Here is a 16,329-nt window from a genome sequence, read left to right as displayed (position 1 = left end):
CTATTCACTTAATTAGCAAAAAAAGAAGGATAGAGATTTTGGCAGGAAGTAGCTTATTAACATTACTGGACGACATTGCCACCTTGCTGGATGACATTTCGGTCATGGGAAAACTGGCGGCCAAAAAGACCGCCGGTGTACTGGGGGATGATTTATCGCTGAACGCGCAGCAGGTCACCGGCGTAAAGGCTAACCGGGAGTTGCCGGTGGTATGGAGCGTGGCGAAGGGGTCCTTTATCAATAAGGTGATCCTCGTTCCGCTCGCGTTGCTGATCAGCGCCTTTATCCCCTGGGCCATCACGCCGCTGCTGATGATTGGCGGCGCGTTTTTGTGCTTCGAGGGGGTCGAGAAAGTCCTGCACTCTTTTGCCTCGCGTAAGGAGAGCGACACGCCAGAGGTGCGCCAGCAGCGACTGGAAGCCCTGGCCGCTCAGGATCCTTTGGCGTTCGAACGAGATAAGGTGAAAGGGGCCGTCCGCACTGACTTTATTCTCTCGGCCGAAATCGTGGCGATTACGCTGGGGATTGTGTCAGAAGCACCGCTGGTCAATCAGGTTATGGTGCTTTCCGGCATTGCGATTCTGGTGACCGTGGGCGTTTACGGCCTGGTGGGGCTTATCGTCAAGCTGGATGATATCGGCTACTGGCTGGAGGAGAAATCGAGCGCGGTAGCACGCGGTATCGGTAAAAGCCTGCTGACGCTGGCCCCCTGGCTGATGAAAAGTTTGTCGGTCGTGGGTACGCTGGCCATGTTCCTCGTCGGCGGCGGGATTGTCGTGCACGGTATTGCGCCGCTGCACCATGCGATTGAGCATTTTGCCTCGGCGCAGGGGGCGGTTGTCGCCGCTATTTTGCCGACGCTGTTGAATCTGGTGCTGGGCTTTATCATTGGCGCTATAGTGGTCGCTGCCGTAAAAGCAGTCGAAAAAATGCGTGGAGCCTCGCACTAATTGCTACCCGAACAGGGATGCAAAAAGGCCATTCCTCATCTAAATTGAAAAAGTTTCACCCTGATACAGGAGGCGGGTATGGTCTTTTTGGTCAGTGATGAAGTTAAGCCGAAGAACGGTGGTCCGCGTATGATTGTCACAGGTTATTCCAGTGGTATGGTGGAGTGCCGGTGGCATGATGGTTATGGCATCAAGCGGGAAGCGTTTCGTGAAGACGAGCTTCAGCCGGGGGACGGACGGCAACATCGCGAGAAGGCTTAATCACTCTAACGCCCGGTTCGCCGGGCGTTTTTATGTGACATTCAGGGAGTGTGTGTGCAGCGCGATACCTATGTTGTAAAACGATCTCTTCAGCAATGGCTGCATCAGCGTAGCAATCCCGGCCTGATTGTTAATCTCTGTTTTATTATTGTCCTGGTCTTTTCCACGCTCCTCACCTGGCGTGAAGTGGTGGTACTGGAAGATGCCTATATCTCCAGCCAGCGTAACCATCTGGAAACGGTCGCAAATGGCCTGGACAGGCAGTTGCAGTACAACGTCGATAAACTGCTTTTCTTCCGTCACAGCATGCGCGATGCGCTGCAAACTCCGCTGGCATTCGGTGTGCTGCACAATGCGGTGACGCGATTTAATACCCTGCGGAACACCACAAACTGGCAAATCGCGGTGGACGAAAATCGCACGTTACCCATCAACGGGGTGTCCGATGCGTTTGTTGAAAAAACCACGCTGCTCAACCGTGATAACGATCGCCTGGCAAACGAACTCTCTGCTGCCCTCGAAGTCGGGTACCTCCTGCGTCTGGCGTCATCGCACAGCAGTAACGTGGAGCGGGTGCTGTATGTTTCCCGCGCAGGGTTCTTTATCGCGACCGATACGCCTGCACAACCGAGAGATATTTCTCCCCGCTATTATCAGCTGGTCACGCAGCCCTGGTTTTCACAGCAGTCTGAGCGTGAAAACCGCGCACGTGCCGTTCGCTGGTTTATTTCGCCTCCGTCGCCATTTATCGGGAACAAGCGGCTTATTACCGCCAGCGTGCCGATCTATTACGACCATTTCTGGTATGGAGTGGTGGCGATGGATATCAGCGTTGACACGATGAAACAGCTGCTGGTGGAGGCCATGGACAACCATTCAGAAGGCGAATACCAGCTCTACGACACGCGCCTCAATATGATTGCGACCTCAGAATCACCTGAAAGCGAGGTTAACCACTTCGATGCAAGCGAGCTGGCGCAGATAGCTCACGCTATCGAGTCAGACACGGAGGGGGGGATTCGTCTGGGTAGCCGCTTTATCAGTTGGGAACGGCTCGATCATTTTGAGGGCGTTGTCCTGCGCGTGCATACGCTGCATGAAGGGGTTCGCGGGGACTTCGGCAGCATCAGTATTGTGCTGGCGCTACTCTGGGCGCTCTTCACCGCCATGCTGCTGATCTCCTGGCTCGTGATCCGGCGCATGGTCAGCAATATGTATACGCTTCAACACTCGCTTCAGTGGCAGGCCTGGCACGATCCGCTGACCCGCCTGAATAATCGCGGGGCGCTGTTTGAACGGGCGAATGCCCTTGCGAAGCAATGCCAGCAGCAGTCCCTGCCGTTGTCTGTCATCCAGATCGATCTGGACCATTTCAAGGGTATCAATGACCGCTTCGGGCATCAGGCAGGGGATAAAGTGTTGTCGCACGCCGGAGGATTGATTGCGAGTGCGCTGCGCGCCAATGACGTGGGCGGTCGTGTGGGTGGCGAGGAGTTCTGTGTCGTGCTCCCTGGCCTGACGCTTGAGGAAGCAGCAAATGTTGCTGAGCGGATCCGCGCACGGATCGACAGCAAAGAGATTCTGGTTAAGAAGAGCGTCACTTTGCGCATCAGTGCCTCACTGGGCGTCAGCAGCGCGCAGGAGAAGGGTAACTATAATTTTGAGCAGCTGCAGTCCATTGCCGATGCGCGGTTGTATGAAGCAAAGCAGGGGGGACGCAACTGCGTCGTCTGGCGCGATCACAACAAGAAGTGATCGAGCCCTTCGCGCCAGCCCGCGGGGCCGGGACGCTGCGTGTGATAAACCCGTTCCGGGCTATCGTTCTGCAGCGAAATGCCCTGGCGGTTAATGCCTTTGACCACCACCGCAAAGTCGACGCTGTCTAACAGCGGAGCGTCGTTGGGACCATCGCCCAGCCCAAGGGATGTCCACGCAACACGCTCCTGCAGAGAATACTGTTCAGTCAGCCATTTTACCGCCACATCCTTGCCGCAGCGCACGTCCAGGACGTGCCAGAATCTCGCCCCCTGTACAAACTGCAGGCCATGCGGTTCCAGCGCCTCTTCAAAGCGCGTCATTTGCGCATCGCTGTCGCGCCAGATTAACGTCAGGGACGCTTCATGCCTGCGCGCAAGCAGCGAACGGGAAGGCGTCAGTCCCGTCCATTCACCGATTACCCGTTCATTCACGTCATCAAAGGTGGTGAATTTAACGTGCGTTTGCAGTCTGATCTGCTCGATGATTTGACGAATCGTAGGGTGCGATATCCCCGTGATGCGCCGGGCAGGGGGATCCCAGCGAACATCAGGCTGAATGACCGCCCCATTTTCCGCAATGAACGGCAGCCCTTCCAGGCCTAACTCCTGCTGGATGTCGAGCATCTCAGCCGCCGTCTTGCTGCTGCAAAGGATAACGGGGACCTGTTTATCCTGTAGCCGCTCCAGCCATGCGGCGGCAGGCTGCCAGTCATAGGTATGAATATCCAGCAGTGTCCCATCCAGATCGGTGAAAATCAGCAGTGGATTCTGAAGCGAAGGCATAACGGCTCCTGATGGCTGACGCGCGCCTATCTAAGATTATTCCTAAAAAAAGACCGTGCCGGGAGAGCGGTTTGACGGAATCGTTCCTGCGTAACCCACACGCGGCGCATGTTGCTGCTCATAACTAAAATTCACATGTATAAAATATTATATTCACCAGGAGAATATATGCTTGTCAGACAAATCCGTTGGGGATAGTGTTGTTTCTACATCAGATTTCCTGGTGTAACGAATTTTCAAGTGCTTCTTGCATAAGCAAGTTTGATCCCGGCCATCCCCATGACCGGGATTTTTTTATCTTACCGATTCGCTTCAGACACGCTGAAGTCATGAATATCAAGCTCGAAGGCTTCGGCCAGCTCGCGGTAAGTGTGATAGTCCCTTCCGTTTACAATCACTTTGTCTGACTCATCGTCTGAGCGGCGAACTTCGGACTCACTGATCTCATTGATAGCGGCCAGCAGGGCATCGACATCCACCTCCACCTCACGCTTGATGGTGTCGCTGTACTCTTTATCGGTCTTCATTACGGGGTCCTCATGCAACCGTGTCCATCCATAAGTATAGACCGCACACAAAAACACCATTCGCGCCGGGGGTCGGTGCCAGTTAATGCGTTTTGTTCTACACTGGCTCAAAACCACAGGAGGAATGTATGAAGGTCAACGATCGGGTAACCGTTAAAACGGACGGTGGACCGCGCCGCCCGGGTGTGGTGCTGGCAATAGAAGAGTTTAGCGAAGGTGTAATGTACCTGGTTTCTCTGGAAGACTACCCGCTCGGTATCTGGTTCTTTAACGAACTGGGACATGAGGATGGTATTTTTGTGGAAGCAGCAGAATAGCGTGGTGTCGGGCGGCGTTCCCGTCCCCGGCCCATGCGGCTCTAAATGCAAAAATCTCTGGCCAGGCCAGAGATCGCAGGTAGGGTACAGAAGGTCTTACGCGGATCAGCGCATATTAACGAAAATTCCGTTTGTGACATTATCGGTCAGGCGAACGACGTGGTAGATCACTTGCTTATTATGCGTTTTAATTTTCCTTTTAATATTTCCTTTGTGTGACGAAACCGTTTTTGCCTTGATATTCATCTGGTCCGAGATCTGAATTGTCCCTTGTCCAGCCATCCACATTCTGAGCATACTTGATTCAGTTCTGCTTAATGATAGGGTGGGTAAGTTAACCGCTCCTACATTCTTAACTTCTTTATTCAAATAATCACCCAAAATGTCATCCAGCGACTCGGGTTTAATCGATTTAGAACTGATCAATAAATTTTTACGGACCAACAAGTATTCGTCAAAATGAATATTGGCGATCGCCATAAAAACAATAAACAACGTTTTAGGATGCTGATTAATGATTTGCTTAATGTGCTGACTGTTGGCTGGATCGTGAATGAAACAGTCCTCATTAATAAACACCACGCCGGGCTTGTGTGCTTCACAAGCGGCTTCGAGTTCGTCAACGGTGTGTGCATCGTTGATGTCTCTCTTTCTTACCCCTCTGCTTGCCAGATACCCGGTTAACCCTAGCCGGGTGTAGCTGCATAAATCCATAATGATCGTTGACATGGCATACCCTCACTCAATGCGTAACGATAATTCACCATCTGCCTGAGAGCTCATAAACAGCCATACGGGATGGAAAAAACCAAATAAAACCTGTGAGCATGACAAAGACTTTCAGGCGAACTCACTATCCCGTAAAGTTACTTATAATTTGCCAGGAATCTTCTTAAAGTAAAGTAAATATTAAGTATTGTGAGATGGTTAGAAACATTTAAACCGCGTCAGATATATCCTGGAAGATGTTTTTCGCGTTTTATTTTAGGAATATCCTCAGAAAGACAATATGGAGTGTGAGGACTATTATTTGCGGGGCAGTTCGCTGACAATATCCGCTAACAGGTTGAATATCTCGCTGAATAAATGTTCACAGAAGGGGGCGATAAGTGGCATTAGCAATGACATTAATAAAAGACCGACCGTCAACGTCACGGGAAAACCAATGACAAACACGGAAAGCTGCGGCGCCATTCTGTTCAGCAGGCCTAATGCCAGGTTAACGGTTAGCAGCAGGGTGATGATCGGCAGCGCCAGCATCAGCCCGTTGAGAAAAATCAGCCCGGCGGCACGCACCAGCGCCAGAAACGCGTTGCTGTTAACCGGATTTTCGCCAATCGGTAGCGTGTGGAAGGTGTCCACCAGCATTGAGATAAGCCATAAGTGGCCGTTAAACGACAGGAACAGCAGCATCGCCAGCAGATCGATGATACGCGCCAGCACCGGCATGTTGAGGTGGCTGCCGGGGTCGACGAAGGTGGCGAAGGATAACCCCATTTGCAGGCCGATCAGCTCACCCGCAGTACGCACTGCCGCAAAGGCGAGCTGCATGGTAAACCCAACGGCGACGCCGATCATCACCTGCTGAAGCGCCACCCATACGGCGTTAGCGGAAAATACAGGGATATCAACCGGCGGCAGGGACGGGGCGACAATAATCGTGATGACGATCCCCAGCCCCACTTTGATGCGCTTGGGTATCGATTTCTCGCTGAGAATAGGGGCGGTTGAGATGAGCGCCATAATGCGCAGCATCGGCCAGAAGTAGACGCCCAGCCACTGGACGTATTGATCGCTGGTGAAGTGCAGCATCGTGATATCAGCCGATGATGTACGGCAGATTGGTGAACAGGTTGCGCATATAGTCCAGCAGCAGGTTCAGCATCCACGGCCCGGCGACGATAATCGCCACGAACACGGCAATGATTTTCGGGATAAACGACAGCGTCATTTCGTTAATCTGCGTGGCGGCCTGCAGGATACTGATGATCAGACCGGTCACGAGGGCAACAAGCAGCAGCGGGGCGGCAACGGCAATCGCGACTTTCATCGCTTCCGTGCCCATCATCATGACCGATTCTGGCGTCATTGCGCGCTCCTCAACTGTAGAAACTCTGCGCCAGCGAACTGACCAGCAGCTGCCAGCCATCGACCAGCACAAAGAGCATGATCTTAAAGGGCAGAGCGATGGTCGCAGGCGGTACCATCATCATCCCGAGCGCCATCAGGACGCTGGCGATCACCAGGTCGATAATCAGGAACGGAATGAAAATAGTGAAGCCAATCTGGAACGCGGTTTTTAGCTCGCTGGTGACATAGGCTGGCAGCAAAATGCGCATCGGCACCGCTTCCGGTCCCTGAAGCTCGCCGGTGTTGGAGAGGCGGGCAAAGAGCGCTAAATCCGCTTCACGCGTCTGGCGCAGCATAAATTCACGCAGCGGCTGCGCGCCTTTCTCCAGCGCAACTTCCATCGAGATTTTATCTTCGCTAAACGGCTGGTAGGCGTCGGTGTAAATCTTGTCGATCACCGGCGACATAATGAAAAAAGTCAAAAACAGGGCCAGACCCAGCAGCACCTGGTTGGGCGGCGCGGAAGGGGTTCCCAGGGCGTTTCGCAGCAGGCCAAAAACAATGATGATGCGGGTAAAGCTGGTCATCATCAGCAGAATGGCCGGAATAAAGGTCAGCGAGGTGATGAACACCAGCGTCTGAACCGAAAGCGACCAGCTTTGACCGCCTCCGGCAAGCGGGGTCGAGACCAGACCGGGCAGTTGCGCATAGACCGCGGGAGCAAACAGGCCAACACCCGCAAGCGTAAGGGATAACAAACGGCGCATCAGGATCTCCCGGAACGCTTAAGCAAACTCTTCATAACGGACTGGAAATCCGCTGGGGCTTCTGCGCGCTCGTCACCCGTGACGGGGGCGGGCGGCAGTTTATGCAATACATTGATGTTTGAGGCGGTGATCCCCAGTACCAGACGCGCATCTTCCACGTCGACGATGACCACGCGCTCGCGTGGTCCCAGCGTGGTACTGGCGCTGACCTTCAGGCCGCGCGTTCCGGCGGTTTTACCCGCCAGACCAAAACGCTTTGCCAGCCAGGCCGCAATAAGAATGAAGGCAATAATACCGAACAGGGCACCGCTCACCTGGAGCAGCGGTGAGCCAGGTACCGCGGAGGGTTGGGACATTGTTGCCTGGGTTTTCATGCTTAACGGCTCAGACGACGCATACGTTCGGATGGCGTAATGATGTCGGTGATGCGCACGCCGTACTTATCAGCAACCACCACCACTTCACCCTGAGCAATCAGATAACCGTTGATCAGAATATCCAGCGGTTCACCGGCCAGGCCGTCAAGGGCGACCACGGAACCCTGCGTCAGGCGCAGCAGCTCTTTAATGGTCATGCGGGTGCGGCCCAGCTCAACCGTCAGCTTAACCGGGATATCCATGATCAGGTCGATATCCTGCAGCGTGCCGCTGACGTCGCCGCCGCCCAGCTGCTGGAATACCGCGTCCGCCGCGCTTTTCGTCGGGGTCGTCTTTTGCTCGTTTAACGCGTCAGCCCACAGATCGTCCAGTGCTCCGCTGTTCTCATCGGACGGATTGTTCATGTCACTCATTTGGGCTGTTCCTCATTCAGCGAATTCAATATCGGGTTGATCAAGTGCTCAACGCGTAACGCATACTGGCCGTTAATTGTGCCGTACTGACTGGTCAGCACGGGGACACCATCCACATGGGCAATAATGCGGTCGGGTTTTTCTATCGGCAAAACGTCGCCGGGTTGTAATTTCAGGATCTGAGATAACCGCAGCGGAATATCGGCAAAGCTCGCTACCAGCTCCAGCTGCGAATGCTGAACCTGGCGAACCAGGTTTTCACGCCAGTTCTGATCTTCGTGGCGCGAGTTCTCCAGCGGCGGGTTCACCAGCAGCTCGCGCAGCGGTTCAATCATGCTGAACGGCAGGCAGATGTTGAACTCACCGGTCAGGTTGCCGATTTCAACGTGGAACGGCGTGTTAACGACGATATCGTTCGGCGAGGTGGTGATATTGGTGAACTTCACCTGCATCTCGGAACGGACGTACTCCACTTCCAGCGGGTTAATCGCTTTCCACGCGTCGCTGTAAGACTCCAGCGCCAGCTTCAGCATGCGGTTAATGACGCGCTGCTCGGTGTGGGTGAACTCACGGCCTTCTACTTTGGTCGGGAAACGCCCGTCGCCGCCGAACAGGTTATCCACCGCTATGAACACCAGGCTTGGCGAAAACACCACCAGACCGGTGCCGCGCAGCGGCTTCAGATGGATCAGGTTAAGGTTGGTTGGCACCGGCAGGTTGCGGGCAAACTCATGATACGGCTGAATGCGGATCGCGCCGACGGTGATATCCGGGCTACGACGCAGCAGGTTAAACAGCCCCATACGGAACTGACGCGCAAAACGTTCGTTGATGATCTCCAGCGCCTGCAAACGTTCACGTACCACGCGACGCTGGGTATTCGGGTCATAGGGGCGAATATTGTCGTCGCCGCTCAAACCCGGTTGCGGATCATCACTCTTATCGCTGTCGCCGTTGAGCAGCGCATCGATTTCTGCCTGAGAAAGAATACTGTCGCCCATGTCGTTACCGCAGAATGAAGGCTGTATACAGAACGTCGGTGACTTCCTGCTTCGGTTGGCCGTTTACCAGCGGGGTCGACAGCGTCTGTTTGATGGCGTCGACCAGTTTTTGCTTACCGTCATCGGTAGCGAGCGTCGAAGCGTCCTGACGAGAGAACAGCAGCAGCAGACGGCTACGCACTTCAGGAAGATAATCGTTCAGACGAGAACGGGTAGCTTCGTCTTTCAGGCGCAGCGTAATGCCAACATAAAGCACACGATCCGCATCACCCAGGTTAACGGTGAAGGTGTCCAGCGGGAAGAACACGGGAGCCGGAGGCGGTGGCGCTTCAGCTTTGGCTGCAGCGGCAGTCGGTTCCTGCTGCATACGCCAGTAACTATAGCCCGCGGTAGCGCAGGCGGCGAGCGTGATCAACACCAGCAGCGGGATCCAGATGGAGCGCTTACTTTTTTTGGTGATAGCGGAGTCAGTCATCTGATACGAGCTTCCTGTTTCGGTACAGCTTAATAGGGTGATTATCCCGTGTCCGCCTTATCTCAAAGCGTGGAAAAGACGGGAATAATCACGCTACCTCTGGCGTTTAGGCGAAGATATCCACTGCGCCATTTCCCCGCGCGGCGGATTGCAGGGCGGCAGGGGTCGGCAATAACTCATCACTCTCTTCATTGAACGCGCCGTGCTGGCCCGAGCGGGAAGCCTGCTGTTGCTGCTGTGATGAGGATTGCTGCTGTCCGGCGAAGCTCTCGCTGCTGACGCTGCTCTGCGAAAGCTGAATGCCGCTTTCCGCCAGAGAGGTGCGTAAGACCGGCAGAGCAGCCTCCAGCGCCGCGCGCACGTGGCTGTGCGGAGACACCATCTGCAGCTGCGCCTGGTTATCATCCAGTTTAAGCGAGATTTGCACCTGGCCCAGGTCTTCCGGGTGCAGACGCAGTTCAGCGGTCTGCTGGCCTTGCTTCGTGAACAGCGTGATGTGCTGGCTCAGCGTCTGCTGCCATTCGCTGGTGCCGAGCGGCTGGCTCAATACCGGCGCGGTGGCAACGGTTGCAGCAGGCTGTGAGGTCGCGTGGCTGCTGAGGATCGGTGCCAGGGTTGCGGTGGGCGAGGTTGTCGTCGCGCTGCTCGCGATGTCCTGTTTCTCAGCCGCCGCCGCAACCGCAGGCGTCACGGGTACGCTGGCTGGCAGGGCTGCGTCAGCCGTTTGTGCCACAGGCTGAGACGCCGCCTGAGGCTGGTTATTCTCTTTGCCCGGCAGCGCGTTTTTCAGCGTTTGCGGAAGAGAGGAGGTGAGGGACGTCTGAGCGGTAACGCCGTCGACGTGGGTTGCCTGCGTCGTCACCGGTGTTGCCGTCTGCTGGTGCGGCAGCATCGCCATTAGCGCGCTGAGCCCCGCGAGTTCGTCTTCGCTGAGGTCAGTTTTGCTGTCATCTTTTGCGGACGCGTGCGTCAGCGTCTTTAACGCATCACCGTGGGTCGTCGGCATCAGCCCGGACACCAGCGTTTGCAGCGCAGTGGTTTTCGCCACGTCATCGTCGGCGGTCAGCGTCTCCTGGCGTGAGAGCAGGTCGGCAATTTTCGCCTGCAGGGTAGTCTCGCCTGCGTCCTGTTGCGCCACCCTGGACAGCTTGCTGCCAGCGGCTTTCAAATCAGCCAGGGTCAGCGGCGCATCTTTGCCCTGACCGGTCGCATCGGTCAACGCGCCCGCCAGCAGAGAAAGAAAGTCTTGCGCACCCTCGGCGCCTTTCCCCGTTTGCGTGCCGCCTGACAGGTCGCTGTCGGTCATCAGCAGTTGTTGCAGTGTGATCATTCCGGTTTCCTCATTGATGCGCGCTGGGCAAACTCATCCATTTTTTTCTGATCCAGGCGGTTTTCCGCCAGGGTTGACGCCGCGACCTGTCGGTCCTGTAGCGTTTGCCAGGCCTGCAGCCGCTGTTTTTTCTCGCGCCAGAAGTTGAGCGCGGTATCCACTTTTTCGGTCCACTGGTTAAGCTGCAGGCGGTGTTGCTCAATCGCCTTTTCCAGCGTCTGGATAAACTGCTGATAGTTGATCCAGCGCTGGCTGCCAATGCCCTGCGTCATATCGGTATTCAGGTTGGTGCGATATTCATGCTGATAGTCGATTAACATCTTCAACTGCTCTTCAGCCTGCTGGCACCCGCGTCGCATTGCGCCAAGCTGCAGTGCGGCATCATCAACTTCTTTTTCAGCCAGATCTTTTAGCGTTGATAACGCGCTGTTTTGCGCCATGACCTTCGCCCTCCACCTGTGTTACACCTGCGGGAAAATCAGATCCAGAGCCTGGATTGAGTCTTCCCAGTCGGCGCGTTCAAAAATACCTTGTTGCAAAAACGCCTCCAGCTGCGGCCAGAGCGCAATCGCTTTGTCGAGCATCGGGTCGCTGCCTTTGGCATACGCCCCAACGCTCACCAGATCGCGGTTGCGCTGGAAGCTGGAGAGCAGTTGTTTGAAGTTACGCACGCGGGCGTAGTGCTTCTCGGTTATCAGCGCCGTCATTGCGCGGCTGATGGATGCTTCAATATCAATCGCCGGGTAATGCCCGGCTTCGGCCAGACGGCGCGACAGCACAATGTGACCGTCGAGGATCGCACGCGCGGAGTCGGCAATCGGATCCTGCTGGTCATCGCCCTCGGTCAGCACCGTATAGAATGCGGTGATCGAGCCGCCGCCGCTGATGCCGTTCCCCGCGCGTTCGACCAGCGCCGGGAGCTTGGCAAATACCGAAGGCGGATACCCTTTGGTGGCCGGAGGCTCACCGATGGCGAGCGCGATTTCACGCTGCGCCATCGCGTAACGGGTCAGGGAGTCCATGATCAGCAGGACGTGCTGGCCGCGGTCGCGAAAATCTTCGGCGATGCGGGTCGCGTAGGCGGCACCCTGCATACGCAGTAAGGGTGATACATCCGCCGGGGCGGCAATGACCACCGAGCGGGCGCGGCCTTCCGCACCCAGAATGTTTTCGATGAAGTCTTTGACTTCGCGTCCACGCTCGCCAATCAGCCCCACGACGATCACATCGGCCTGGGTATAGCGCGCCATCATGCCGAGCAGGACGGATTTCCCCACGCCGGACCCGGCGAACAGGCCCATACGCTGTCCACGTCCCACGGTCAGCAGGGCGTTAATCGGGCGCACGCCGGTATCCAGCACGTGCTCGATAGGGGTACGCTGCAGCGGGTTGAACGGCTGGGTGATCAGCGCCCCCGTTTCGGTGGTGTCCGGCGAGGGCAGGCCGTCGAGCGGTTTGCCGCTGCCGTCCAGCACGCGCCCAAGGAGCGCTGGCCCAAGCGGTAACTGCTTGCCGCTTTGCAGACCGTCGCCTGAACTGTTTTTCGCATAGACGCGCGCGCCGGGCAGAATGCCTTCAACTTCTTCGAGCGGCATCAGGAACAGGCGCTGGCCGTTAAATCCGACCACCTCACTTTCGACCTCACGCATTTCCAGTCCGTCCTGACGCTCAATAACGCAGGTGGCACCCAGCGGAAGCTGCAGGCCCGTCGCTTCCAGCACCAGGCCGGTGGCGCGGGTCAGACGGCCATAACGACGAACAGATGGCAGTTGTGCCAACTTCGTTTCGAAGTTATCGAGCGTGTTGAGCCAGCGGGTAAGGCGTGCGGTCATCAGACAACTCCCGGTGCTGCCAGGCGGCACAGTTCTTGCCAGCGGGTGGCGACGCTGGCATCCAGATCGCCCTCATCCGCAGAGACTTTGCACCCGCCGTGGTGTAACGAGGGATCGCCCCGCAGCCGCCAGCCGTGCAGGCTGAGCGTTGCGCCAAGACTCTCTTCCACGCGCTGGAGATCGTCCGGGTGCACGCGCAGCTGCGGCTTTCCGCTGAACAGCGGCTCCTGCTGGAGCAGACCCTGAATCTGTTTAATCAGCGCCGAGTTATCGACGGTTGGCGTCTGGCCAATCACCTGACGCGCGGCTTCCAGCGCCATCTGCATCAGGCGCGACGCAATCACGCTGTCAAGCGCGTCCAGCGTATGCTGGAATTCGCTAACCAGCTGCTGCATACGGGCATTGAGGGGCGCCTGCTGCTGACGCGCCTGTTCGATGCCTTGCTCCAGCCCTTTTGCCAGCCCTTCCTGATAACCCTGCTCCTGACCTTTCTGTCGTCCTTCGTGCAGACCGGCGTTGAAGCCCTGTTCGTGCGCCTGCATTTGCATCTGCGCCAGCATCTGCGCACGCTGCTCTTCTTCGCTCAGCTCGGGCACCGCGGCATCGATATCGCCCTCATCGGACGGGAGTGCGGCCGGGATAAACTCGGAGAGGGGAGGCGCCAGATCGTCGGGTGTCCAGCGCGTCCACGGCAGCTCATTAGACATAGGTGTCGTCTCCGCTGCCAATCACCATCTCGCCGGTTTCGGCCAGTCGACGAACGATAAGCAGGATCGCTTTCTGTTCGTTTTCCACCTGAGACAGACGCACCGGACCACGGTTGGCCAGGTCGTCGCGCAGGATATCGGCTGCACGCTGGGACATGTTGCGCAGGAACTTCTCGCGCAGCGGCTGTTCGGCACCTTTGAGGGCGATAAGCAGCGATTCGGAATCCACTTCCTGAAGCAGGCGCTGGATGCTGCGATCGTCCACTTCGACCAGGTTTTCGAACAGGAACATCTCGTCGATAATTTTCTGCGCCAGCTCGCCGTCGAACTCGCGCACCGCGGTGATGACCGCTTCTTCCTGCTGCGTTTTCATCAGGTTGATGATCTCGGCCGCCGTTCTCACGCCGCCCATTTTGCTGCGCTTGAGGTTCTGGCCGTCGAGCAGGTTGTTCAACACTTCGGTCAGCTCCGCCAGCGCGGCTGGCTGGACACCGCCAAACGTGGCGATACGCAGCATCACATCGTGACGCAGACGCTCTTCGAACAGCGCCAGAATATCGGCTGCCTGGCCCCGTTTGAGGTGAACCAGAATGGTCGCGATAATCTGCGGGTGCTCGTCGCGAATAAGATCGGCGGCGCTCTGCGGCTCCATAAAGTTGAGCGTTTCGATACCGCTGGCGGTATCGCGGGTTTCCAGAATATCTTCCAGCAGGCTGGCGGCACGCTCTTCGCCCAGCGCCTTGACCAGCACGGAGCGCAGGTATTCGTTGGCGTTGACGTTGAGCGCGGCAAACTGTTCGGCTTCCTGCTCAAATTCCGCCAGCACTTCGGTCAGCTGCTTGTTGGAGATCTGCCGCACGTTGGCCATGGCCGCAGAGAGGATTTGCACCTCTCTTTGCGAGAGGTGTTTGAACACCTCTGCCGCGCGGTCTTCGCCAATGGTCATCAGCAGGATGACGCTTTTATCGGTACCTGTAAGCGTATTACTCATGTTCGTTACCCATCCAGCTGCGGATGACCAGCGCGACGACGCGCGGATCGTTGTCTGACATTTCGCGAATGCGCTGGCTCATGACCTCAGCGCCCATGCGCTGGTTAGCGCGGCGCTGCTGCACCTGCTCGTCTTTGCTGAGGCGCACTTCAACTGCTTCTTCCACTTCCTGGCGATTATTCATCTGTTCCAGAGCAGCTTTCTCGGCTTCAGCACGGCGCTGGAGCTGAGGACGTACGCCCTTACGCCACAGCAGCCAGGCAACAATCAGCACCAGTAACCAGCGGCCAGCGGACATCAGCTGATCGATAAACGACTGCTGTTGCCAGAACGGGAGTTCGCCACCGCTTTCATCAACCGAGTTGAACGGTGAGTTCACCACGTTCAGCGTATCGCCACGTTTTTCGGAGTAGCCCATCGCTTCACGGGTCAGATCTTCAATCTGCTTCATCTGCTCGGCCGTCAGTGGCAGAGGCTTGCCGTCCGGCAGGGTTTTGTAGTTCACCACCACGGCAACAGACAGACGCTGAATATCCCCCACGTTCAGTTTGGTGTGGCGGATAGTACGGTCCACTTCGAAGTTCGTGGTTTCGTTACGGCTGCTGGTACGCGGTCCTGCGTTAGTTGCCGTTGAGGTTGTCTGCTGGGCATTCTGCTGGTTGGCCGGAGGCGTTGAAATCGGTGCCGCGTTAGCCGGAGCAGGCTGGTTAGACAGCGCGCCCGGCACGCCGCCAGGGTAGGGGCCGCCCACCTGCTCGTTCGAGTTAATCTGACGAGAACGCATCACCGCCTGAGACGGATCGCCGTTCGGGCTGTATTGCTCTTCCGTTTGTTCTTTATTCGCAAAATCGATCTGCGCGGTAACCTGAGCATGCACGTTGCTGTTACCGACGACCGGGCCCAGGATCGCTTCGATACGGCGCTGAAGACGACCTTCCACATCGGCCGCGTATTTCAGCTGCGCGTCGTTCAGATCGCGACCGGCGCTGTTGTTTTGCGTCAGCAGATGACCGCCCTGATCCACCAGCGTCACGTTGCCCGGCGGTAAGCCTGCAACCGCGCTGGAGACCAGATGCGTGACCGCGCTGATTTGCCCTTCGTCCAGCGCGCGGCCAGGCTCAAGGTTGACGGTTACGGAGGCAGAAGGGGATTTCTGTTCACGAACAAATAAAGAGGGCTTAGGCATGGCAAGGTGCACACGCGCACTCTTCACCGGGCCTAAGGTTTCAATGGTACGGGCCAGTTCACCTTCCAGCGCGCGCTGGTAGTTCACCTGCTCGCTGAACTGGCTGATACCGAATTTTTCCTGATCTAGCAGTTCGAAACCGACCGCGCCGCCTTTCGGCAGACCCTGCTGCGCCAGGCGCAGGCGAAGCTCGTGCACCTTGTCCGCTGGCACTTCAAGCGCGCCGCCGTTATCGGCAAAGCGATAAGGGATGTTCATCTGGGTAAGCTGGGTGACGATGGCACCGCCATCCTGATCGGAAAGGTTACTGTAAAGCGTGCGGTAATCAGGGCTTTTCGCCCACAGGACCATCGCAACAAGGATCGCAATGGCGGCAGCGCCTGCCACGATCAACGGGATTTTAGGGTTCGCGCGAAGGCGGTTCATCCACTCGAGTGATTTATTCTGTGGCGCTGTCGATGCTGTTGCACTCATTGCGCACCTCTTAAATCCTGGTGGTTTACGTTATTCGTGTAGAGAAACAAAACTGACTCCCGGGTCGGCAAACACGACAAAAGTTCCATATTGATGGCCCTGCCATTATTT

Annotated in this window: 19 protein-coding genes and 1 pseudogene; 4 read left to right on the top strand and 16 right to left on the bottom strand. The window is 56.6% G+C overall.

The features are described from left to right. Positions 1 to 38: 38 nt before the first annotated feature. From HV355_RS02950 to dgcQ, 3 genes are all read left to right on the top strand, one after another. On the top strand, positions 39 to 950 hold the full coding sequence (locus HV355_RS02950; RefSeq protein ID WP_010432327.1) for a DUF808 domain-containing protein: 912 nt from the start codon (positions 39 to 41) through the stop codon (positions 948 to 950). A gap of 78 nt (positions 951 to 1,028) precedes the next feature. Further along, complete coding sequence (locus tag HV355_RS02945; protein ID WP_010432330.1) at positions 1,029 to 1,211, top strand: DUF2158 domain-containing protein; 183 nt, start codon at positions 1,029 to 1,031, stop codon at positions 1,209 to 1,211. Between the two features lie 54 nt (positions 1,212 to 1,265). After that, entirely contained in the window at positions 1,266 to 2,966 is a 1,701-nt protein-coding gene (dgcQ, locus tag HV355_RS02940; RefSeq protein WP_182400829.1) for a cellulose biosynthesis regulator diguanylate cyclase DgcQ, read from the top strand. On the opposite strand, the gene HV355_RS02935 is transcribed toward dgcQ, so the two are convergent. Beyond that, a complete protein-coding gene (locus HV355_RS02935) occupies positions 2,951 to 3,751 on the bottom strand; it encodes a mannosyl-3-phosphoglycerate phosphatase-related protein (RefSeq protein ID WP_182400827.1) in 801 nt (266 codons plus the stop codon). The genes dgcQ and HV355_RS02935 overlap by 16 nt on opposite strands. A 299-nt stretch (positions 3,752 to 4,050) precedes the next feature. After that, positions 4,051 to 4,278, bottom strand: a complete 228-nt coding sequence (yodD, locus tag HV355_RS02930; RefSeq protein ID WP_120157917.1) for a YodD family peroxide/acid resistance protein — start codon at positions 4,276 to 4,278, stop codon at positions 4,051 to 4,053. 128 nt (positions 4,279 to 4,406) lie between these two features. On the opposite strand from yodD, the gene dsrB reads away from it, so the two are divergent. Further along, positions 4,407 to 4,595, top strand: a complete 189-nt coding sequence (dsrB, locus tag HV355_RS02925; protein ID WP_010432339.1) for a protein DsrB — start codon at positions 4,407 to 4,409, stop codon at positions 4,593 to 4,595. A 105-nt stretch (positions 4,596 to 4,700) separates the two neighbouring features. Here dsrB and rcsA read toward each other — a convergent pair whose 3' ends face one another. The 14 genes and pseudogenes from rcsA to fliF all read right to left on the bottom strand — a co-directional run bounded on the left by rcsA (position 4,701) and on the right by fliF (position 16,218). Further along, entirely contained in the window at positions 4,701 to 5,324 is a 624-nt protein-coding gene (rcsA, locus tag HV355_RS02920; protein WP_010432341.1) for a transcriptional regulator RcsA, read from the bottom strand. 290 nt (positions 5,325 to 5,614) lie between these two features. Beyond that, positions 5,615 to 6,407: pseudogene (gene fliR / locus HV355_RS02915) on the bottom strand (flagellar biosynthetic protein FliR); the annotation flags it as partial. Positions 6,408 to 6,414: 7 nt separating this feature from the next. Then, positions 6,415 to 6,684 (bottom strand): flagellar biosynthesis protein FliQ, encoded by a 270-nt coding sequence (gene fliQ, locus HV355_RS02910; RefSeq protein WP_003859587.1) that lies wholly within the window; start codon positions 6,682 to 6,684, stop codon positions 6,415 to 6,417. Positions 6,685 to 6,694: 10 nt separating this feature from the next. Next, complete coding sequence (fliP, locus tag HV355_RS02905; RefSeq protein ID WP_042716760.1) at positions 6,695 to 7,432, bottom strand: flagellar type III secretion system pore protein FliP; 738 nt, start codon at positions 7,430 to 7,432, stop codon at positions 6,695 to 6,697. After that, entirely contained in the window at positions 7,432 to 7,806 is a 375-nt protein-coding gene (gene fliO / locus HV355_RS02900; RefSeq protein ID WP_029485119.1) for a flagellar biosynthetic protein FliO, read from the bottom strand. Before fliO ends, fliP begins: the two co-directional genes overlap by 1 nt. Before the next feature lie 2 nt (positions 7,807 to 7,808). Further along, positions 7,809 to 8,222 (bottom strand): flagellar motor switch protein FliN, encoded by a 414-nt coding sequence (gene fliN / locus HV355_RS02895; protein WP_003859592.1) that lies wholly within the window; start codon positions 8,220 to 8,222, stop codon positions 7,809 to 7,811. Continuing rightward, the gene (gene fliM, locus HV355_RS02890) at positions 8,219 to 9,223 is read right to left on the bottom strand and encodes a flagellar motor switch protein FliM (RefSeq protein WP_010432363.1); all 1,005 of its coding nucleotides are present in this window, start codon (positions 9,221 to 9,223) and stop codon (positions 8,219 to 8,221) included. The genes fliN and fliM overlap by 4 nt, the downstream gene beginning before the upstream one ends. A gap of 4 nt (positions 9,224 to 9,227) precedes the next feature. Then, entirely contained in the window at positions 9,228 to 9,698 is a 471-nt protein-coding gene (fliL, locus tag HV355_RS02885) for a flagellar basal body-associated protein FliL (protein ID WP_010432366.1), read from the bottom strand. Positions 9,699 to 9,804: 106 nt separating this feature from the next. Next, positions 9,805 to 11,028 carry a flagellar hook length control protein FliK gene (gene fliK, locus HV355_RS02880; RefSeq protein ID WP_182400825.1) on the bottom strand — a complete coding sequence of 408 codons (1,224 nt, stop codon included), beginning with the start codon at positions 11,026 to 11,028 and terminating at the stop codon, positions 9,805 to 9,807. Then, a complete protein-coding gene (gene fliJ / locus HV355_RS02875; protein ID WP_010432373.1) occupies positions 11,025 to 11,468 on the bottom strand; it encodes a flagellar export protein FliJ in 444 nt (147 codons plus the stop codon). Before fliJ ends, fliK begins: the two co-directional genes overlap by 4 nt. A 21-nt stretch (positions 11,469 to 11,489) precedes the next feature. Next, complete coding sequence (fliI, locus tag HV355_RS02870; protein ID WP_182400823.1) at positions 11,490 to 12,860, bottom strand: flagellar protein export ATPase FliI; 1,371 nt, start codon at positions 12,858 to 12,860, stop codon at positions 11,490 to 11,492. Then, complete coding sequence (gene fliH / locus HV355_RS02865) at positions 12,860 to 13,567, bottom strand: flagellar assembly protein FliH (protein ID WP_108417549.1); 708 nt, start codon at positions 13,565 to 13,567, stop codon at positions 12,860 to 12,862. Before fliH ends, fliI begins: the two co-directional genes overlap by 1 nt. Beyond that, positions 13,560 to 14,558: a flagellar motor switch protein FliG gene (gene fliG / locus HV355_RS02860; protein ID WP_089599455.1), complete on the bottom strand. Its 999-nt coding sequence runs from the start codon at positions 14,556 to 14,558 to the stop codon at positions 13,560 to 13,562. The genes fliH and fliG overlap by 8 nt, the downstream gene beginning before the upstream one ends. Next, on the bottom strand, positions 14,551 to 16,218 hold the full coding sequence (fliF, locus tag HV355_RS02855) for a flagellar basal-body MS-ring/collar protein FliF (RefSeq protein WP_089599453.1): 1,668 nt from the start codon (positions 16,216 to 16,218) through the stop codon (positions 14,551 to 14,553). The genes fliG and fliF overlap by 8 nt, the downstream gene beginning before the upstream one ends. Positions 16,219 to 16,329: the final 111 nt, after the last annotated feature.

This window comes from Enterobacter sp. RHBSTW-01064 (assembly GCF_014103035.1).
Classification (GTDB): domain Bacteria; phylum Pseudomonadota; class Gammaproteobacteria; order Enterobacterales; family Enterobacteriaceae; genus Enterobacter; species Enterobacter mori.
This window is presented reverse-complemented; position numbering and strand designations above follow the sequence as displayed.

Coding starts and splice junctions, on each gene's coding strand:
- fliK (WP_182400825.1), bottom strand. CDS start 11,028: ATGATCACACTGCAACAACTGCTGATGACCGACAGCGACCTGTCAGGC.
- rcsA (WP_010432341.1), bottom strand. CDS start 5,324: ATGTCAACGATCATTATGGATTTATGCAGCTACACCCGGCTAGGGTTA.
- fliI (WP_182400823.1), bottom strand. CDS start 12,860: ATGACCGCACGCCTTACCCGCTGGCTCAACACGCTCGATAACTTCGAA.
- HV355_RS02945 (WP_010432330.1), top strand. CDS start 1,029: ATGGTCTTTTTGGTCAGTGATGAAGTTAAGCCGAAGAACGGTGGTCCG.
- fliO (WP_029485119.1), bottom strand. CDS start 7,806: ATGAAAACCCAGGCAACAATGTCCCAACCCTCCGCGGTACCTGGCTCA.
- fliJ (WP_010432373.1), bottom strand. CDS start 11,468: ATGGCGCAAAACAGCGCGTTATCAACGCTAAAAGATCTGGCTGAAAAA.
- fliQ (WP_003859587.1), bottom strand. CDS start 6,684: ATGACGCCAGAATCGGTCATGATGATGGGCACGGAAGCGATGAAAGTC.
- fliN (WP_003859592.1), bottom strand. CDS start 8,222: ATGAGTGACATGAACAATCCGTCCGATGAGAACAGCGGAGCACTGGAC.
- fliM (WP_010432363.1), bottom strand. CDS start 9,223: ATGGGCGACAGTATTCTTTCTCAGGCAGAAATCGATGCGCTGCTCAAC.
- fliH (WP_108417549.1), bottom strand. CDS start 13,567: ATGTCTAATGAGCTGCCGTGGACGCGCTGGACACCCGACGATCTGGCG.
- fliL (WP_010432366.1), bottom strand. CDS start 9,698: ATGACTGACTCCGCTATCACCAAAAAAAGTAAGCGCTCCATCTGGATC.
- yodD (WP_120157917.1), bottom strand. CDS start 4,278: ATGAAGACCGATAAAGAGTACAGCGACACCATCAAGCGTGAGGTGGAG.
- fliP (WP_042716760.1), bottom strand. CDS start 7,432: ATGCGCCGTTTGTTATCCCTTACGCTTGCGGGTGTTGGCCTGTTTGCT.
- HV355_RS02935 (WP_182400827.1), bottom strand. CDS start 3,751: ATGCCTTCGCTTCAGAATCCACTGCTGATTTTCACCGATCTGGATGGG.
- dsrB (WP_010432339.1), top strand. CDS start 4,407: ATGAAGGTCAACGATCGGGTAACCGTTAAAACGGACGGTGGACCGCGC.
- fliF (WP_089599453.1), bottom strand. CDS start 16,218: ATGAGTGCAACAGCATCGACAGCGCCACAGAATAAATCACTCGAGTGG.
- fliG (WP_089599455.1), bottom strand. CDS start 14,558: ATGAGTAATACGCTTACAGGTACCGATAAAAGCGTCATCCTGCTGATG.